Origin of the sequence: Cupriavidus sp. GA3-3 (assembly GCF_000389805.1) — a bacterium.
Lineage (GTDB): Bacteria > Pseudomonadota > Gammaproteobacteria > Burkholderiales > Burkholderiaceae > Cupriavidus > Cupriavidus necator_D.
The window spans coordinates 115844-133130 of record NZ_KB944471.1; the positions used below are offsets into that span (position 1 = coordinate 115844).

The 17287-nt window shown below is 63.1% G+C and carries 14 protein-coding genes; all 14 read right to left on the reverse strand.

Features of this window, described 5'->3' with window-relative positions; genetic code table 11:
• Window positions 1-33 precede the first annotated feature (33 nt).
• The 14 genes from C265_RS10545 to C265_RS10600 all read right to left on the reverse strand — a co-directional run bounded on the left by C265_RS10545 (window position 34) and on the right by C265_RS10600 (window position 17249).
• Window positions 34-795 (reverse strand): M48 family metalloprotease, encoded by a 762-nt coding sequence (locus C265_RS10545; protein ID WP_010810521.1) that lies wholly within the window; start codon window positions 793-795, stop codon window positions 34-36.
• A 204-nt stretch (window positions 796-999) separates the two neighbouring features.
• Window positions 1000-2004 carry a type IVB secretion system protein IcmH/DotU gene (gene icmH / locus C265_RS10550; protein WP_010810520.1) on the reverse strand — a complete coding sequence of 335 codons (1005 nt, stop codon included), beginning with the start codon at window positions 2002-2004 and terminating at the stop codon, window positions 1000-1002.
• A gap of 27 nt (window positions 2005-2031) precedes the next feature.
• A complete protein-coding gene (locus tag C265_RS10555) occupies window positions 2032-4272 on the reverse strand; it encodes a phospholipase effector Tle1 domain-containing protein (RefSeq protein ID WP_010810519.1) in 2241 nt (746 codons plus the stop codon).
• Entirely contained in the window at window positions 4269-5018 is a 750-nt protein-coding gene (locus C265_RS31355; RefSeq protein ID WP_371258346.1) for a DUF3304 domain-containing protein, read from the reverse strand. The genes C265_RS10555 and C265_RS31355 overlap by 4 nt, the downstream gene beginning before the upstream one ends.
• Window positions 5015-5641: a DUF3304 domain-containing protein gene (locus C265_RS31360; RefSeq protein ID WP_010810517.1), complete on the reverse strand. Its 627-nt coding sequence runs from the start codon at window positions 5639-5641 to the stop codon at window positions 5015-5017. The genes C265_RS31355 and C265_RS31360 overlap by 4 nt, the downstream gene beginning before the upstream one ends.
• Window positions 5638-6498: a DUF4123 domain-containing protein gene (locus tag C265_RS10560; protein ID WP_010810516.1), complete on the reverse strand. Its 861-nt coding sequence runs from the start codon at window positions 6496-6498 to the stop codon at window positions 5638-5640. The genes C265_RS31360 and C265_RS10560 overlap by 4 nt, the downstream gene beginning before the upstream one ends.
• Window positions 6499-6519: 21 nt before the next feature.
• Entirely contained in the window at window positions 6520-8970 is a 2451-nt protein-coding gene (locus C265_RS10565; protein WP_037024083.1) for a type VI secretion system Vgr family protein, read from the reverse strand.
• A gap of 599 nt (window positions 8971-9569) precedes the next feature.
• Window positions 9570-10865 carry an isocitrate lyase gene (gene aceA / locus C265_RS10570; RefSeq protein WP_010810514.1) on the reverse strand — a complete coding sequence of 432 codons (1296 nt, stop codon included), beginning with the start codon at window positions 10863-10865 and terminating at the stop codon, window positions 9570-9572.
• Window positions 10866-11200: 335 nt separating this feature from the next.
• The gene (locus C265_RS10575) at window positions 11201-12169 is read right to left on the reverse strand and encodes an alpha/beta fold hydrolase (RefSeq protein WP_010810513.1); all 969 of its coding nucleotides are present in this window, start codon (window positions 12167-12169) and stop codon (window positions 11201-11203) included.
• A gap of 82 nt (window positions 12170-12251) precedes the next feature.
• The gene (locus C265_RS10580) at window positions 12252-12668 is read right to left on the reverse strand and encodes a gamma-glutamylcyclotransferase (RefSeq protein WP_010810512.1); all 417 of its coding nucleotides are present in this window, start codon (window positions 12666-12668) and stop codon (window positions 12252-12254) included.
• 2 nt (window positions 12669-12670) lie between these two features.
• Window positions 12671-13168, reverse strand: a complete 498-nt coding sequence (gene rraA, locus C265_RS10585; protein WP_010810511.1) for a ribonuclease E activity regulator RraA — start codon at window positions 13166-13168, stop codon at window positions 12671-12673.
• 48 nt (window positions 13169-13216) lie between these two features.
• Window positions 13217-14956, reverse strand: coding sequence for a thiamine pyrophosphate-binding protein (locus tag C265_RS10590; protein WP_371258347.1), 1740 nt, complete (start codon window positions 14954-14956; stop codon window positions 13217-13219).
• Between the two features lie 57 nt (window positions 14957-15013).
• The gene (locus tag C265_RS10595) at window positions 15014-16291 is read right to left on the reverse strand and encodes an MFS transporter (protein WP_037024085.1); all 1278 of its coding nucleotides are present in this window, start codon (window positions 16289-16291) and stop codon (window positions 15014-15016) included.
• A 133-nt stretch (window positions 16292-16424) separates the two neighbouring features.
• Window positions 16425-17249 carry a LytTR family DNA-binding domain-containing protein gene (locus C265_RS10600; protein ID WP_010810508.1) on the reverse strand — a complete coding sequence of 275 codons (825 nt, stop codon included), beginning with the start codon at window positions 17247-17249 and terminating at the stop codon, window positions 16425-16427.
• Between the last annotated feature and the right edge of the window lie 38 nt (window positions 17250-17287).

Genomic DNA, 17287 nt, shown 5'->3' on the forward strand with positions numbered 1-17287 from the left:
CGGTGCGGGCGGCTTTTTGCTTGCGCAGGCCGCTTACGAAGCCTTGTTGATGCGCTGCTCGATATGCTTGGCGCGGTCTTCCGAGCCCGGGTGCGACGAGAACATGCCGGACTTGCCGCCGTCCAGCTTGGCCAGTTTCTGGAAAGCCGTCACCAGGCCACGCGTGTTGGCCTTGTTCTTGGTCAGCAGGTCGAAGGAATAGTCATCCGCCGCGCTTTCCTGCGACTGCGAGAACTGCGCATTGATCAGCTTCTCGCCCAGCTCGCCCAGTTGCGACTGCGACAGTGCCGCCACCGCGCCGTTGCCGGCAGCTGCCGCCGCGCCGCGTGCGGCCGTGGCGGTGTAGGCGACCTGCATGGCCTTCTTGGTGTGGCCCAGCGCCACGTGGCCCAGCTCATGGCCCAGCACGCCGCGCACTTCATCGTCGGTCATCATGTCCATCAGGCCGCTGTAGACACGCACGCAGCCATTGGCCATGGCCCAGGCGTTGACGTCCTTGGTCATGTAGACCTTGGCGTTGACGTTGGGCACGTCGCTGTTCTTCAGCCCGCTCATGATCTTGACCAGGCGCTTGCTGTAGGTGGTGTTGGCAGCGGCGATCTTGTTGGTCTTGTCCGATTCAGCGCAGGCCTGGTCGGACAGGCTCTTGACGTCGGCATCGGACAGCGTGGCAGCCTTGGCCAGCGAAGTGCCGGCGCTCATCACGCCATCGAGATTGGTGGGCATGCCGCCGGAACAGCCGGCCAGCAGTGCCGCCGCGATGGCGCAGGAAGCGAGCGAGAGAGATGCTTTCATGATGTTGTTCTTGGTGGGTAGCTCGGAAAGTGCCGATAAAGGCCACGGCACTTTAAGCCATCTCTCTTACGGCGGGAATCACCCAAATGCCGCAACTTGGCAAAAGTGACAATTTATTGCGTTTCAGCAAATTCGAGCCCGCCGCGGGCCCAGTGCCTCGATGTCGGCTCAAGCGGGACCGCCCCCCAACCTGTTCGCAGGCAATCACTGCTTGCGACTGCCATCTCCCGCTTCGCTGCCGCCAACCTTGACATCTTGTGGGGGTAGTGACCGGGGCAGCGCTGACGCCGCCGCGTCCCCAATCGCCTCGATCTCCCGCGCGACTTCGTGCGCGCGGGTCGATAGTTGATATTTGAAATATCCAAAAGCGACAAGAGCCGCAAGCGCGTATGCGGTGACTGCCATCCAGACTGGAATACCCCACAGCGGCCGGAAGTTCCGTTCTTTGGAGACTTCCAGATCGCCGGATAGTGCATCCCGCACCGGCGGACGTTGTGACTTCAATAGTTCGTAGAGCTTCTGCCGGATATGCTCATGCTGCCGGTCTCCCCCGGTTTCCACCCGATAGCGGCCCATGAACCCAAGGCTCATGACGAGATAAAACAACTCGATCAGGTCGCATTTGCCGTGCGGGTCCTCAATGGCGCGGGCCAGCAGTTGGTAGACCTTGATGCCGCCTTCGCGGTCTGCGTGGAACTGGCTGGATAACGCCATCTGTGCCCAGACGCCGGTGCCGTCTTTTCCGCCGCCCCATTTCGAATGCTGTGCCGCCTCGTCCAGTGCCGAACAAAGCGTGTAGCTTGCAATGGTGATATGGTCGGGCTCGATGTTCGCCTGATGGCAAAGCGTCCTGAACGCGCGAACTTCTCGCTCCAGCAAGGCGCGCAACTGCTCCACCTGCCTGCGCCGAAGCTTCATCTTCGGCTTCAGGTCACACATCGCCCGCAGTAGTGGTCGAGCTGCCTCATGGAGCGGATTGCGAGCGGCCTGGATGGCCTTCAGTCGCTTCGCCAGCATGGCGTCATCGTAGGGGGCGACCGTGACCGGTTCCGCATCCTTGCCCTGGATAGCCGCATCGATGTCCTGGGCGGATTTCCGCTTTGCCTTCGGCTTCTCCCTGGGGCTCGGTGATGGCTTGCCGCCCGGTTGGCCGCCCTGTTTCGGCAACCAGGATGGGGCTTTGCGAGGGGTGGGATTAGTCTCCAACATGGATCGACTCAGCCAATCTCTGTATTGTTAATCATGCATCGCCATTTCCGCGGGCGTAGGCTTTGGACTCGTATTGACACTCTTGACCAACGCATCCGTGCCGAATCCCAGATGCCGCACGCAGTTGTCATGGCCGATGAAGAACACGCGCGCCCATCCATAACCGCCGGGCGCATATTCATGGAAGTCGGGCACCCGGAACCAGGCCCGGCTGTCGTGGACATAGTTGTCGAACAAGGCAATGGCTGCCTGCTCCTGGCGCGCGAATTGGTCGACCACCGCTGGTGCCGTCCAGGCGCGCAATTGATCGAGCATGTCTCTGGCCGGCAGCACCAGGACATCGAATTTCTCGGCGTCGAATTCTGAAAATACCGCGGTCTGGACGTAGAAGTCCTTGGGGATCAATAGCACGCGCTTGCTGTCGGGATCGTTCTCGCGCGGCACGCAGAGGTATTGACCGGTCGGGTTGGTATATGCGGCCAGAGGAACGCGTAACGGGCAGAGCATGTGAGCGCCTACCGCCGGCGGTCGCGGCGTCATGGGCGATAGCTCCACGCCGAGGCTTGCCCGCTGCTCGGGATGGAGATAGCCCAGCAGCAGCCGGAATTCCTCGGCAGCTTCGCGGAGATCGTGCTGGTCGTTGGTCACAGTCTCAGCGGCCCCCTCGCCGGGCCGGGTTTTGTCCTTCGCTCGTGCAACCTCCTGGTACTTCTGCTCTCGACGCCGCTGGAGCACATCCCATGCCTGCCTTGCCTGCTTGTCCAGCTTCTCGCCCTCCTGCATCTGGTCGGCGCTGATGTATCCTTCCTGCGCCATCCCGGCCAATCCAAGCGCCGTGCGGGCAGCGGCCAACTCATCGATGCGCTTGCGAATCTTGATCGCCTCGGCATCGGTTTTCATGGCCTTGTCAACCTGCTGCTCCAACTGGTGCGGCGTCATGCCGTCCTCATGCGCTGCCAGGAAGAACGGCTGGTTGGTCACATAGTCGCCCTTGTTCCATCGGGCACGCAGGGTGCGCCACGCAAGGCTCTGGCGCATGCCGAATCGCAAGGCATCTTCGACGCGCGAAATTTCGACGGTTCTGTCCAGCCAACGGTTGAAGGCATCGATCAAGGGCTCATTCAGCACCAGATCATGCTGCTTACCGTGCACGCGAATGATTTCCTCCTCTAATTGCAGAGGCACTCCGGCCCGCAACGCTTCGATATACATCTGGTGCAGCGGAATCTGGCTGAGCTTGTCGCCATCCCCATCCCGCGCCTTGCCTTGATCCCCTGGCGGATAGCCGCCTCCGACATCCGAATGCACCCCGGGAAAGGCAACCTCAAGTCGCTGGCCTGGGCCTCCCGGATAAGCGCTGCCTTCCCGGATGGTGTCCAATGGGAAGCTCATGCGCTGCTCATGGATGGAAAAGAAATGCACGCAACGCTGCACGTCCTTGGGAATGTTCATCAGCCCGTCATTCGACCAGGCGAAATGCCCGTCAAACACGCTGATATCGAGGGCGGACTTGAACGAATCGGGCGGCCCGACCGACGCCACTGTATCGAACAACCCCATGAAGTTGATCTTGTAGGGAATCTCGCCCGCAATCTTACCGCCGGGTGCCCAGTCGCGGGTTAGCTTGCCAATGAACGAACGCGCCCCGGCTGCCCCCCGCGAGAAGCCGAAGGCGTTGATCCACACCTGCTTGACCATCTTGTTGCGATGGCTGTCCCGCTTACGATCCCGCTGCATGCCGGCCAGCTTCTTGTGCTTCATGTCGAAGACACTGGAGAACGGCCGGAAGCCATCAGCAGCAGCCAGGCAAAGCGCCTTGGCTTCAATATTGTCAATCAGAATAGCATCAGAACCCGCAATTGCTTGATAGACGGCATTCAGGACGCGCGTGTAAGCCCACACGCAACGACGCCCATAGCCAACAGCGAACCCCTTGCCAATTGAGGAGTACTCGGTTTCCCCAACTTCCGGAAGTGGCGTGCCGACACCGGCGATGTAGTATCGATAGATGCCATACGTATGCTCTTCTCGTGCGGCCGCATGGAGCCGGGCTACATTTGTGTGAGCCTTCCACTTGGAGTCCCGAAACGCTTTGTTACTCTCGTCGTCGTTGTTGTTCGTGCCATCGAAAAACAGGCTGATATGCAGGATCTGTTCGCATCCCGCGTGGGGGTCGCGGACTTTCCCCTTGCCTAGATCATAGGCGTCCTTGCCTTTCGACAGCAGCCCGCCCTCTGGCATCTTCTCCGGCCATCGCAATACGCTCATTGTTTCAAGTCTCCAATAGATGGGTCCGCTTTGATTACCTCGCCAAATCTTACTAAGCGCGCTGCCTCCTCCTCTCGATTCGCTTCATCGTCCACCTTCCCTACAGCAATATAGGGGTCGCTATCTGCCGGCCGAACTGCAAGGCTGTTATGGCCGTTTGCATTTTCATCCTGCACCATGACCTTGATGCGATCCCCAGGCAGGAAAATGACAAACATGGCACCTGCCCTCGGCCCGTACTCTGCAATCTCCGCATCAGCCTTGTACCAGGAACCCCAAGCATTACCATCGAGCTTCTTATTGGCTATCCAATGAACGCTTACTTTCAAGCCCGGCCGCCATTTCTTCGGAAACGAAATACAGCACATTTCCCCACCCCCACCGGTTGGCGTATTACTCGGAGTGGCCGGTGAGATATTTGGGCCAGCCCCTGATATTCCATTGTCTCCGGCAATGCCAAAGGTAGCGATATAGTAAGGGGTATAGTTCAGTCCGCTAACGCCGCCGTCTTGCATCTCGTTCGGGTCATCGACTGGCTGGATTGCATGGGGCTCGCATCCCGACAGGCAGGCAAGGAACACCGCCATCAAAGCCCACACGAACAGGGATTTAATGCGCTGGCCTCCCATTTCGAATCTTCTTCCAATTGCTCCCAGACGGATGGATGCACCCCATCCGCGCAGGCGATCATAATTCCCCCGAAACGAACACTCGCTTCCAATTTCAGGCCATCGCGATATGCTCATTGCCTTAAATCTCCAATTGATGGATCTGCTTTAATTACGCTGCCGAAATTCCTGAGGTGTCTTTCCTCTTCCTCACGATTCGCCTCATCGTCCACCTTACCAACGGCAACGTAGGAATCATCGTCAGCCGGCCGAATAGCAACGCTGTTATGGCCGTTCGCATTGCCGTCTCGTACCATGACCTTGATGCGGTCCCCTGGCAGGAAAATGACAAACATCCCCCCTGTGCGCAGGCCATACTCCGCAACCTCGGCATCCGCCTTATACCAGGAACCCCAAGCGTGCCCATCGAGCTTCTTGTTGGCAATCCAGCGCACCGTGACCTTCAACCCAGGACGCCAGTGGACAGGAAACGTGCCACAGCAAGCGCCACCACTCTGTGCGGGAATATGGTCAGGCCTTGCCGGATCGATGTTTGGCCCGCCACCTTCGATGCCATTGTCATGTCCCGTTATGATGAACCTGTCAACGTAGTAAGGGGTGTAGTTCAGGCCCTCAACATCGCCTGACATCATGGCGTCAGGATCGTCGTTTGAGTGAGCTCCAACGACAGTGCTTTCATTGCAGCCTGGCAGAATCGCGAGGCATATCGCCATCAAGGCCGACACGAACAAGGATTTCATGCGTTGACCTCCCGCTTTGCATTTTTCGCCAACTGCTCCCAGACGGATGGATGCACCCCATCCGCGCAGGCGATCATGGCTTGCCCGGAACGAGCACGTTCTTCCAAGGCGCGTCGCATTTCATCGTGGGCGTCGAAGTCGCGGCAGTATCGGTACGAGAGTTCGCAGAAGTACATTCGATCCGCTGGCTCTGTCAGCCCCCACTCGGCGGCACGCTGATAACGGGGCAGAAAATCCATGAAGCGCGTGAGATAGGGACCTGCCCCATCCACCACGCCATCCTCTGCGAGCGCCGCGAGCAACTGATCCGGCTCGCAGTGTTCGGTCAGTCGGTCCAGTTGCTCCTGGCTGAGCTGAATGGACAGCGGCGTTTCCTGTGTGCTCTCGCCCTCCATCGGGCCGTCAATGCACTGCCATTCGTCGCTGTAGCCGCGGTATTTCCATTGCTGAATGGGTCGCATGATCCGTTCCACGATGTCGTCGCCCCAGACTTCCATCGTCACCAGCAGGTTGCGCGGGTCGTAGTAGCGAATCAGGGCGGTCATGCCTTCGCCAATGTCCGCAACGAGAAACTGATGCAAATGACGGGCGAGACGGTCAATGTCCACGCGGCTCCAGATGAGCGTGAAGCATGGCGCCCACAAATCCATCGCGTCGAATTGCGCCAGCCAGGGTGCTTTGGGATCGTCCACCCGCGCCAGGAACAGGCAGGCGTCGCCGGCATCGGCTTCGGGCAGGCCGGCATACACATTTCGAAAATCGGCGCCCGATTCGCGCAGCAATGCACCAATGCGAGTCGGATGCACGGCGCCATCGGCCAGCACGTAGATATGAACTGCGCTTTCTTCTTCTGTCATCGAGCTGCTGTTCCTGGTTATTTATCGAGGAACCACGGCGGCATTGCGTGCGGCCGCCTTGAGCAGGCATTCCAGGCAGACTTGCCTCGCCTTTAGCTCCACCGGAAGACTGCTGGGACCGGTCAGGTTCTTGCTGGCCGCGTGCACGATCCACCCGCCATTGGTGCCGTTCTCAATGCCGCCTTCGGTCAGCTTGATGTAGCTGCCACCGCCGTCGAGCAGCACTTCCTTTGCCTTTAGGCTGATCTTCCCGGCAGTGGCGTTGATTTCAAGCTTTGCCAACAGGTTGATATTGTTCTTGAGAGCTTGCAGGTCGATGTCGCCCATGTTGGCAACCAGCTTCATGCCGGCTTCATATACGAACAGACGCAGTGCCTTGCGAATGCTGGCAAAGAAGCCCCCGCCCGTGGTCACGGACAGGTGCTCCCCGGTAGTCAACGCGGTATGCGTGCCGCTGGCGATGTGCGTGGAACCCGCTGCGGTCGAGACAATGCCAGCGGGGCTCGCTGATACCAGGTGCGGCGCCGTGAACTCCTTCAGCTCGCCACCGCCCTTGATTTGCTCAAGCTGCTTTTCCAGCAATCTTGCAATGTCGGGCTGTTCGCCATCCTGCGCCTGCGCCTCGGTCGCCTTGTCGCCCATGGTGCTGGCGATATCCAGGGCCTTTTGCATCAGTTGAATGACATCGCTGACATTCATCATGTTGCCTTCGGCGTTCCGGCGCGAGAAGGTGGTGATAAGCATGCCGAGTGCGGCACGCAGTGCTCCATGCGCATCGGTTCGAAGCTCAAAGCCTTCGCCGCGCTTGTCCTTGCGCCCCTCCCAATCGTTGACGCGGACGTTGTGGCCCAGCGCCAGCAGGCTGTTCTGGTGGTCCGACGCGACCTGCACCTGCTGCTGGCCCTGGGTATCGTCGTAAAGCGTGTGGTTGCGGCCTTCGCCGAACAGTTCCTTGCTCTGGTAGCCGGACAAGGCATGCTGGCTCGGCAGATCCCACGGCGGCAGGTTCAGCCGGTTATTGACCGGTCCCATGATGATGGGCCGGTCCGGGTCGCCACCCTCATAGCTGACAATGACTTCCTGGCCGATGCGAGGCAGGTGCGTGTTGCCGAAGCGGTCGCCGGAGGAAAAGCCGGTGACGCGAATCCAGCAGGAGCTATTCTCGTCGTAGCTGCCATAGCGGTCCCAGACGAATTGACAGCGCACCCTTCCCAGGTCATCACACCAGATTTCCTGATTGGCTGGGCCGACGACCCTGGCTTTGTGATGGCCGCCGATGTAAGGCTTTTCGACCAGTTCTGGCCGGAAGATTTCGCTAGTGGGCTGCGCCTCGAATTCGACTTCGCAGCGCCAGGACTGGCCGCTGCCGGCGAACTCGCCCACGTCCTCGATCAGCAGGTGCGTGGCGAAAATCAGGTACTCGCGGTTGGCCTTGGTGCGCAGGAATCGCTTGAGGGTGAAGGTGTGTCCCGACGCCATCGCGCGCACATTGCCCTTGCCGCGCGTCCGTACGCCGTGCTGCCGCAGGCGTTCCATGTTGATGCGCGCCAGCATCTCGCCTTCCTTGCGGGCATCGTTGCCGCTCTTGGGTTCGGCGTAATCGCCCGGCCAGTGATACAGCTCATAGGTCGCGTGGCCGGTGTCGCGCGGGTCGGCGGCGCAGACATTGAGGTCGGCGCGCGGTTGGTTGTGGTCGTAATCGCCTTGCGCCCAGGCCCCCGAGACGAGCCGGTCGCGCACCTCGAATTCGTGAAGGTGTTCCTCGTCCGCCCGGTCCGAGGATGGATACCAGCTGATGGCATGGTAGGCAGGGCTGGGGATATTCCGGAAAGCGCCATTGCCATCGGTCAACACCATGCGGTGGTGGCCGTCCGAATGCTCCCAGTGGAAATTCACACCCCATTCCGCGAGCAGGCGGCGCACGAACTGGTAGTCCGTCTCGCCGGCCTGCATCTGAAATCGGCGCTTGGGATACTGGCTATCCAGCAGGCGGCGCTCGACCGGGAAAGTGTATTTGCTGAGCACCGCCTCTACGATTTCCAGCACAGTCATGTTCTGATAAGGCCGGATGGTGCTGGTGAGCGTGGCCAGCCACAGCCACGGGCGCAGGGTCAGGCGGTACAGGATGCGTTCGTGTTCGTAGTAGGGGCCGCGTACGTCCGTGACGAGGCCGGTAATCTCTCTCTTGCCGCTGCCGAAGCCGCCATCCGGACCGGTGCCGGAGCCGTCCAGCTCGATGCTGACGGTCAACTCCTTGCCTTGCATGGCCTCCATATCAAAGTCACCCGCCGGCCCGTATAGCACGTTGCGTTCGTCGGGCGTCTTCAGTTCCAGTTCGTATTCGAACAGGGAATTGATACTCTCGGTGCCGGACAGTTTGGAGAACAGCAGCAATGGCTGCCCCAACAGTTCCGGCAGACCGTCGCCGGAAACGGTGACGGTACGGAAGGAAAACCGCAATCGGCTACCCATGCAATCACGCTCCGTGGAAAGTGGACTGTCGCCGCCGTCAGCAGCCAGTGGCTCGGTCGTCCATCGACCAGCCAATGAGAGTGCAGCAACGCGGCCTCGATAATAGGAGCAGCGAAGTGGGGAATAAATCAGACGATTCCTAATTACGCAGCCCAAAACGCCTGAAAACAGAATTAAGCAAGACTGAAATCGCGTTAGGATCCCTATTCCGCAAAGACGTGCGGACACATGGACTGCGCTGACGCTTCAGAACTTTCCAATTGTGAAGAATTGAAAAGGCGGTAAGGCACGAAGCAAAAGGGGCGGCACACATAACTTGAGAATGCGCGCCGCTCTGGAAGATGCGGGCATTGACCTGTCCCGCGTCAGGCTTCTAAATAGCCGGCGTGAACCCGGCCAGGCTTGGGCGGTAACTCTGCATGGAGTTTGAGTTTTGAACACCCGTTGAACAGCTACCCGCTAACCCGCCCCAGCATTGGAAAATAAAAAAACGCGCCGTCCCTGAGAGAGAACGGCGCGGCGCCTAAATCAGAAGGCGTGATGGTCGCACGCCTTCCTTAACCGCCGGACCCACGTTCCGGCGGGGGTGACCAGGAGAGTCAGGCCACTTTCTTGTCTTCGAAGAACTGCTCGTCTTCGGTCGAACCCTTCAGTGCGGTCGTCGACGACTGGCCGCCTTCGATGGTCTGGGTCACGGCGTCGAAGTAGCCGGTGCCGACTTCGCGCTGGTGCTTGACCGCGGTGAAGCCCTTCTCGGCGGCCTTGAACTCGGCTTCCTGCAGTTCCACGAACGCGCTCATCTGGTTGCGGGCGTAGCCGTATGCCAGGTTGAACATCGAGTAGTTCAGCGAGTGGAAGCCGGCCAGCGTGATGAACTGGAACTTGTAGCCCATCGCGCCCAGTTCCCTCTGGAACTTGGCAATGGTGGCGTCGTCCAGGTTCTTCTTCCAGTTGAACGACGGCGAGCAGTTGTAGGCCAGCATCTTGCCCGGGAACTTGGCGTGCACGGCTTCGGCAAACTTCTTGGCGAACTCGAGGTCCGGCTTGCCGGTTTCACACCACACCAGGTCAGCGACTTCGGCGTAGGCCAGGGCGCGCGAGATCGACTGCTCCAGGCCGTTGCGCACGCGGTAGAAACCTTCCACGGTGCGCTCGCCGGTGCAGAACGGCTTGTCGTTGTCGTCCACGTCCGAGGTCAGCAGGTCCGCGGCTTCGGCGTCGGTACGGGCGATCACAAGGGTCGGCACGCCCGAGACGTCGGCGGCCAGGCGCGCGGCGGTCAGCTTGGCGACGGCTTCGCGGGTCGGCACCAGCACCTTGCCGCCCATGTGGCCGCACTTCTTCACCGAAGCCAGTTGGTCTTCGAAGTGAACGCCGGCGGCGCCCGCTTCGATCATCGACTTCATCAGCTCGAAAGCGTTAAGCACGCCGCCGAAGCCGGCTTCGGCATCCGCCACGATCGGGGCGAAGAAGTCGGTGTCGCCCTTGCCTTCGCTCCACTGGATCTGGTCGGCGCGCTGGAAGGTGTTGTTGATGCGCTTGACGACTTGCGGCACCGAGTTGGCCGGGTATAGCGACTGGTCGGGGTACATTTCACCGGCCAGGTTGGCGTCGCCTGCGACTTGCCACCCCGACAGGTAAATAGCCTTCAGGCCGGCCTTCACTTGCTGCATGGCCTGGTTGCCAGTCAGCGCGCCGAGCGAGTTGACGAACGGCTCCGTGTGCAGCAGGTTCCACAGCTTCTCGGAACCGCGGCGGGCCAGGGTGTGCTCGACCTGGACCGAACCACGCAGGCGCACCACGTCTTCGGCGGTGAAATTGCGCTTGATCCCTTTCCAGCGGGGATTGGTATCCCAGTCTTTCTGCAGGGCCTGGATCTGTTCTTGGCGGGTCATGGTCACTCTCCTGATGATGCGGGGATGGCTGAGAATCTGTTGATCACCTGACCTGGGCTACGTCGCGGTGGCTGCGTCGCCTGCTGTTTTTCGCGCCTCATGTCATGTGTCTTATATAAGAGTGTAGAGAACCCTCCCGCGTTGCAACAACCTTGATCTGCAATCCCCGCTTAGTTTTTTTCTTCCAATAATTCAATGGTTTATAGATTTTATTTCACGATGCAGGAAATGATCTTCCATCATGAGAAATGGTCTTGTGCTCCGCAAACCATGTATTTTTGCGGTCCAAAACATCTTTCCACATCGTGAAATATGCGCAGGATGCGCTGCCTCCGCTAGCGCAGGCGAGCGGCCAGCAGCGCCGGTGAGGCCGGCTCCCCTTCCATATGCTCGACAAATTCCCGCACCATGATGGCAAACCCCTGGGCGTCGGCCAGCGGCAGCCAATGGTGCGCGGGCACGGTGCGGCGCCAGAGTTGCGTGGTCCAGCGGTGCACGTCTTCAGTTAGCGCCGGCTTCACATACCGGTCATGCAACGGCACGATCACCTGCACCGGCGCATGGGCATGACAGTGGCGCGGGGCACGCAGTACGGGCAGGAAGTTGGCACGGTACAAGCGCACACCATGGCAACCGTCGGCTGTTTGTGTGGGGCTGGGCCCCGTGCGCAGGCCCTCGGTCAGGCGCAGGTAGCGCGGCCACGCACGGCCGAGCCACAGCCGCCAGGTCAGCTCAGGCAGCCACGGCAGGTGGAAGGCGCCGATATACCACGATGCTGCGAGCTGCCGCAGGGTCTTGCCCAACGCAGCCAGCGACCGCTGCCCGCGCAGTTCGCGCAAGCCGATTGCCGCGTGGTCCAGGCAGGGACCAGAGCATGAGGTGAATGAGGCGATGCGCCCTTGCAGCCGAGCATCGGTCACGAACTCCCAGCTCTGGATCGAACCCCAGTCATGGCCGACAAGGTGCACCGGGCGCTGCGGCGAGACCGCGTCGATGACTGCGATGAAGTCATCGGCAAGCTTCTGCAGCCGGTAAGCGTCAGTCGCGTGCGGCGCGGTTGAGCGCCCTGCCCCGCGCACGTCATAGGCCACCACGTGGAAGCGCCCCGCCAACTGCGCCGCCACGTCGTGCCAGACCTCGCTGCTGTCGGGATAGCCGTGCACCAGGACGATGGTGGGCCGCCCTGGCCCGGGCTCGCCCCAACTGGTGGCGTACAGCCGCACGTCGCCGGCGTGGATAAAGCACTGCCGGGGGAAGACCTGCGGCGGCAGGGATTGCGGAGCGTTCATGGCCGTCGATTCCATTGTTCGATGTCATCGCCGGCCATGCTACGCAAAAGCAAACGGCGCCGCGAATGGGCGCCGTCCGTTTGAAACGAGCCGGGGCTCAGGCCGCGGCAGCATCGCGTGCGCGGCGATAGGCCACCCAGTTGCCGCTGTCGATGCGCGGCAGCGTGGCCACCGCGGACTCGGCCACCGGATACAGCAGGCAGGCGACAGGCTGGCCGTTGTGCAACACGGCCCGTTCCTCGCGCACGAACAGCGTGGCCTGGCCGGGATAAACCTCTTCGATCTCGTCGAGCACCGGCAACAGCGCGTCGGCGATCTCGTAGAGATCGCCCACGACCGGCCCGCCACTGGCGTCCAGCACCAGGCCGGGATAGGTGCCGAAGTCATAGAGCCTGCCGGCCACCGTACCCGTGCCCAGCAGCGTGGGCGCGGCAATGCCGTGGCGCTGCGCGGCGGCGTTCAGGTCGTTGACCTCGCCGGCGCGCAGCGTGCCGTAGACAAAGACGCGCGGCATGCTCAGTTCCCCAGCCTTTCGTCCGAGACCAGCACGCCGTCGGCGTCGACGTAGATCCAGTTGCCCGGGCGCACCACTGCGCCGGGCATCTGCACCGCGACGTCGCTTTCGCCAACGTTGCGCTTCTGGCTTTTCTGCGGATGCACGGCCAGCGCGCGGATGCCGATGTCGCACACGTCCAGCTCGGCGGTATCGCGGATGCAGCCGTTGACGACGATGCCGACCCAGCCGTTCTTCTCGGCCAGCAGGCCAAGGTTGCCGCCCACCAGCGCGCAGCGCAGCGAGCCGCCACCGTCGATCACCAGCACGCGGCCCTGCCCCGGCGCTTCCAGCGCGGTCCGCACCAGCGAGTTGTCTTCGAACACCTTGAGCGTAGCCGCGGGGCCGGCAAAGGCGCCCTGCTTGCCGAAGGCGCGGAACACCGGCGCCATCACGCGCAGGGTGCCGTCGGCAAGGTGGTCTTCATGCGCGTCGCACAGGTCGGTGGTGACAGGCTTCATCGATGGTCTCCTGATAGGCAAGAAAGTATCCGGTCGGGCCGCTCGGCCTCACTGTTGCTGGCTGGCCAGCGCCTGCGCGCGGATGGCGCTCAGCGTGGTGCGCGGCGTGATCACGTCCGGGTCCACCTGGATCTCGATCAGCGTGGATACCGGTGCGGCCAATGCCTCGCGCAGTGCCGGGGCAAAGGCTTCGGTCGTGGTCACGGTGGCGCCGCGCGCACCATAGGCGCGCGCCAGCGCGGCAAAGTCGGGGTTGTGCAGCTCGGTGCCCGAGACATGGGTCGGGTATTCGCGTTCCTGGTGCATCCGGATGGTGCCGTACATGCCGTTATTGACGACGATGAAGATCACCGGCGCCTGGTATTGCATCGACGTAGCCAGTTCCTGGCCATTCATCAGGAAGCAGCCATCGCCGGCCAGCGCCACCACGGTGCGTTGCGGGAACGCGATCTTGGCGCCGACCGCCGCCGGCACGCCATAGCCCATCGCGCCGCTGGTCGGGGCCAGCTGGCCGCGGCCGCCGCTGGTGAACGGGCGATAGTGGAAATAGCGGTGCAGCCAGCCGGCGTAGTTGCCGGCGCCATTGGTCACGACCGCGTCGGCCGGCAGCAGCTGGTCCAGCGTGCGGATGACTTCGGCCATGTCGACCCCCTGTCCCGTAAATGGGGGCGGCTGCAGGTAGCGTTCGTAGTCGGCGTGCGCGGCTTCTGTCCACGCCTGCCAGCGCGGCTCGGCCGTGGGCTGCAGGCCGGCCAGGCGCGCGGCGATGGCCGGCATCGACGCCTGGACCATCAGGTCGGCCTGGTAGACGCTGCCCAGCTCCTCGGCGCCGGCGTGCACGTGGATCAGCTTTTGCGCGGGCCGCGGCGCGGCGATCAGCGCGTAGCCTCCGGTGGTCATCTCGCCCAGGCGCGGGCCGATGGCCAGCACCAGGTCGGCATTGCGGACGCGCTCGGCCAGCGCTGGGTTGATGCCAATGCCGACATCGCCGGCGTAGTTGGGATGGCAGTTGTCGAACAGGTCCTGGCCGCGGAAGGCGCAGCCCACCGGCAGCGCGAAGCGCTCGGCAAAGGCCTGCAGGTCGGCGCAGGCCTGCGGCGTCCAGCCGCTGCCGCCGGCCAGCACGAAGGGACGCTCGGCGGCGTCGAGCATCTCGGCCAGCCGCGCCAGGTCGACCTCGCCGGGCCAGCTCATGACGCGCTGGTAGGCCTGCAGCTGCGGCACTACCGCAGTCTGCGCCAGCATGTCTTCGGGCAGCGCCAGCACCACCGGGCCCGGACGGCCCGAGGTGGCGGTCTGGTAGGCGCGCGCAATGTATTCGGGGATGCGTTCGACCCGGTCGATCTGCGCCACCCACTTGGCCATCTGGCCGAACATGCGGCGGTAGTCGATTTCCTGGAAGGCCTCGCGGTCCATGAAGTCGGTGCCGACCTGGCCGATGAACAGAATCATCGGCGTCGAGTCCTGGAAGGCGGTGTGCACGCCGATACTGGCATTGGTGGCGCCCGGCCCGCGCGTGCAGAAGGCCAGCCCGGGGCGGCCGGTCAGCTTGCCGTAGGCCTCGGCCATCACCGCGGCCCCGCCCTCCTGGCGGCAGATGATGAAGCGCAACTGATCGCGGCGGCGGTGGAAGCCGTCGAGCACGGCCAGGTAGCTTTCGCCCGGCACGCCGAAGGCCAGCTCGGCGCCGTGCGCCAGCAGCGCATCGACCAGGATATGGCCGCCCGGCAGCGGCGTGCCGTGTTCGGAATCGTCAGGCTGGGTGGTGTTGGCCGGCGTCATTGACATGAAAGCATCCTCAGGCAATCGAATTCGGAAGGCGGTGCTTGGGTGGCCCGGCCCGGGCTAGGCGGCCTCCGCCTGGCCCGCCGCCGCGCCGCGGCGCGAGCGGTTGCCGTTGCCCACTGTCACCGCGGTGAAGATCGACAGCAGCTGGAAACCGCCGATCATGAAGAACACCCAGGCCGGCAGCTTTGCATCCATCAGCGCACCGAAGAACAGCGGGCCGCACGCCAGGCCGATATCCAGGCCCGAGTAGACCACGCCATAGACGCGCCCGGTGGCACCGGCGGGGGCGGCGGCGCGCACCAGCAGGTCACGCGACGGCCCGGCGGTACCGGCGCCAAAGCCGATCACGCCCATCAGCACCGGCACCAGCAGCGCCGGCACCAGGTTCAACCCGACCAGCACCGCCATCAGCCCCGATACCGTGAAGCTCACCGCGATCAGCCGGTCATGGTTGCTGGTGCGGCCGGCGGCAAAGCCACCGACGATCATGCCGCCGGCGCTGCACAGCATGTAGATGGTGTAGGACGCGGTCGCCAGCGTGAACGGCATGCCGTACAGGTAAGTCAGCGCGGTCGGGGCAAAGCTCTGGATGCCGGCCGCGGAGAACGTGGTCAGCAGGAAGAAGGCCCAGCACACCCACACCTGCGGCAGGCGCAGAAAGCCCAGCACGCTGCCGCCGGATGTGGCCACCCCGGCCGCAGCCTTGGCCGCGGGCCGGCCCACGGCGCCCTGCACTTCGCGCGGGTCCAGCACATGGCGCAGCACAACCAGCACGGCCAGCACGATAAAGGCGACTGCCGAGGCCGCCGCCAGCGCCACGCGCCAGCTGGCGAGGTTGGCGATCGCCACCAGGAACAGCGGCGCCGCCGCCCAGCCCAGGTTGCCGGAAATGCCGTGAACCGAAAACGCGTGTCCCAGCCGGGGCTGCGACACATGCTTGTTCAGCAGCGTGAAGTCGGCCGGGTGAAATACGCCGTTGCCCAGCCCCGCCACGGCCGCGCCGAACAGCAGCGCGGCGTAGCCGGAACTGGTCGACAGCAGCAAGGCCGCGGCGCCCAGGAAGGCCAGCCCGGCAAACAGCACCGGCCGCGCGCCGAAGCGGTCGACCACAAAGCCGGACGCGGTCTGCACCACCGCCGAGACCGCGAAGAACACCGTCATCAGCAGGCCCAGCTCGGCATAGCTCAGGCCGAATTCCGCCTTGATCCATGGGAACAGCGGAGCCAGCAGCAGGTGGTAGAAGTGGGAGACCCCGTGAGCCAGGCCAACCAGCCCGATCACCTGGGCGTCATGACGAAGAGGGTTGCGCGTGGGATCGAGTGCGGCGGTGGACATGGCGCTGGTGGCAGGGGCTATGCGGCAGGACGGAAGGCGGCAGCCCAAAAAAATACGGGCCGAAGCCCGCATCATAGAGGAAAACCCCTGTCCTCTGCAGCCAGGTGGCGGCCACGCCTCCCGCCAACCGCGCTTACATCTGCTTGAACAGGTGCGCGTACTGTCGCGCCACCGGCAGCAGTTCAGGACGGTCGCGCAGCCGCAGCGACAGCCGTCCCAGCGACTGGTTGACCGCGCTGGCCACGCAGGTGATGTTGACCACGGTGCCGCGGTGCACCTGCCAGAAGCGCTCCGGGTCCAGCTGCTGGGTCAGCTCGCGCAGGCTGGTGCGGATCAGCGCTTCGCCGGCGCCGGAGACCACGTTGACGTACTTGTCGGTGGCCTCCAGGTAGATGACTTCGTCCACCGGGATGATACGCACCTCCTGCCCCACCAGTGCCTTGATAAAGCGCAGGTACTGCCGCTGCGGCGCGCCGCCCGGGCCTGGCGTGGCGTGCTCCAGCGATTCCAGCCGCGCCAGCAGCTGGCCAAGCCGGTCCGTCTCCGCGATCGAGGCTTCGGCCTCGGTGTCTTCATCGTCGGCGGGGCCGGCCAGGCGGTCCTTCAGACGCTGCACCGTGGCCTCAAGCCGTTCGCGCTGGACCGGCTTGAGCACATAGTCCACCGCGGCGCGCTCGAACGCCTCCAGCGCGAACTGGTCGTATGCGGTCACGAAGACCACCAGTGGCGGGGTGTCGAATTCGATCAGTTCGCGCGCCACATCCATGCCGCTCATGCCCGGCATGCGGATATCCAGGAAGGCCACGCGCGGCTGGTGCTCGCGCGCCGCCGCCAGCGCGGCCACGCCGTCGTGGACCACGGAAACGATACGGGCCTCGGGCCACAGCGACATCAGTTCGGATTCCAGCACGCGCGCCAGCAGCGCTTCGTCGTCGGCGATCAGAAGGGTCGGGGTCATGGGGGCGTTGGGGTGGTGGATGGGTCCTGGCGTTGTCA

Coding starts and splice junctions, on each gene's coding strand:
- C265_RS10545 (WP_010810521.1), bottom strand. CDS start 795: ATGAAAGCATCTCTCTCGCTCGCTTCCTGCGCCATCGCGGCGGCACTG.
- icmH (WP_010810520.1), bottom strand. CDS start 2,004: ATGTTGGAGACTAATCCCACCCCTCGCAAAGCCCCATCCTGGTTGCCG.
- C265_RS10555 (WP_010810519.1), bottom strand. CDS start 4,272: ATGAGCGTATTGCGATGGCCGGAGAAGATGCCAGAGGGCGGGCTGCTG.
- C265_RS31355 (WP_371258346.1), bottom strand. CDS start 5,018: ATGAGCATATCGCGATGGCCTGAAATTGGAAGCGAGTGTTCGTTTCGG.
- C265_RS31360 (WP_010810517.1), bottom strand. CDS start 5,641: ATGAAATCCTTGTTCGTGTCGGCCTTGATGGCGATATGCCTCGCGATT.
- C265_RS10560 (WP_010810516.1), bottom strand. CDS start 6,498: ATGACAGAAGAAGAAAGCGCAGTTCATATCTACGTGCTGGCCGATGGC.
- C265_RS10565 (WP_037024083.1), bottom strand. CDS start 8,970: ATGGGTAGCCGATTGCGGTTTTCCTTCCGTACCGTCACCGTTTCCGGC.
- aceA (WP_010810514.1), bottom strand. CDS start 10,865: ATGACCCGCCAAGAACAGATCCAGGCCCTGCAGAAAGACTGGGATACC.
- C265_RS10575 (WP_010810513.1), bottom strand. CDS start 12,169: ATGGAATCGACGGCCATGAACGCTCCGCAATCCCTGCCGCCGCAGGTC.
- C265_RS10580 (WP_010810512.1), bottom strand. CDS start 12,668: ATGCCGCGCGTCTTTGTCTACGGCACGCTGCGCGCCGGCGAGGTCAAC.
- rraA (WP_010810511.1), bottom strand. CDS start 13,168: ATGAAGCCTGTCACCACCGACCTGTGCGACGCGCATGAAGACCACCTT.
- C265_RS10590 (WP_371258347.1), bottom strand. CDS start 14,956: ATGTCAATGACGCCGGCCAACACCACCCAGCCTGACGATTCCGAACAC.
- C265_RS10595 (WP_037024085.1), bottom strand. CDS start 16,291: ATGTCCACCGCCGCACTCGATCCCACGCGCAACCCTCTTCGTCATGAC.
- C265_RS10600 (WP_010810508.1), bottom strand. CDS start 17,249: ATGACCCCGACCCTTCTGATCGCCGACGACGAAGCGCTGCTGGCGCGC.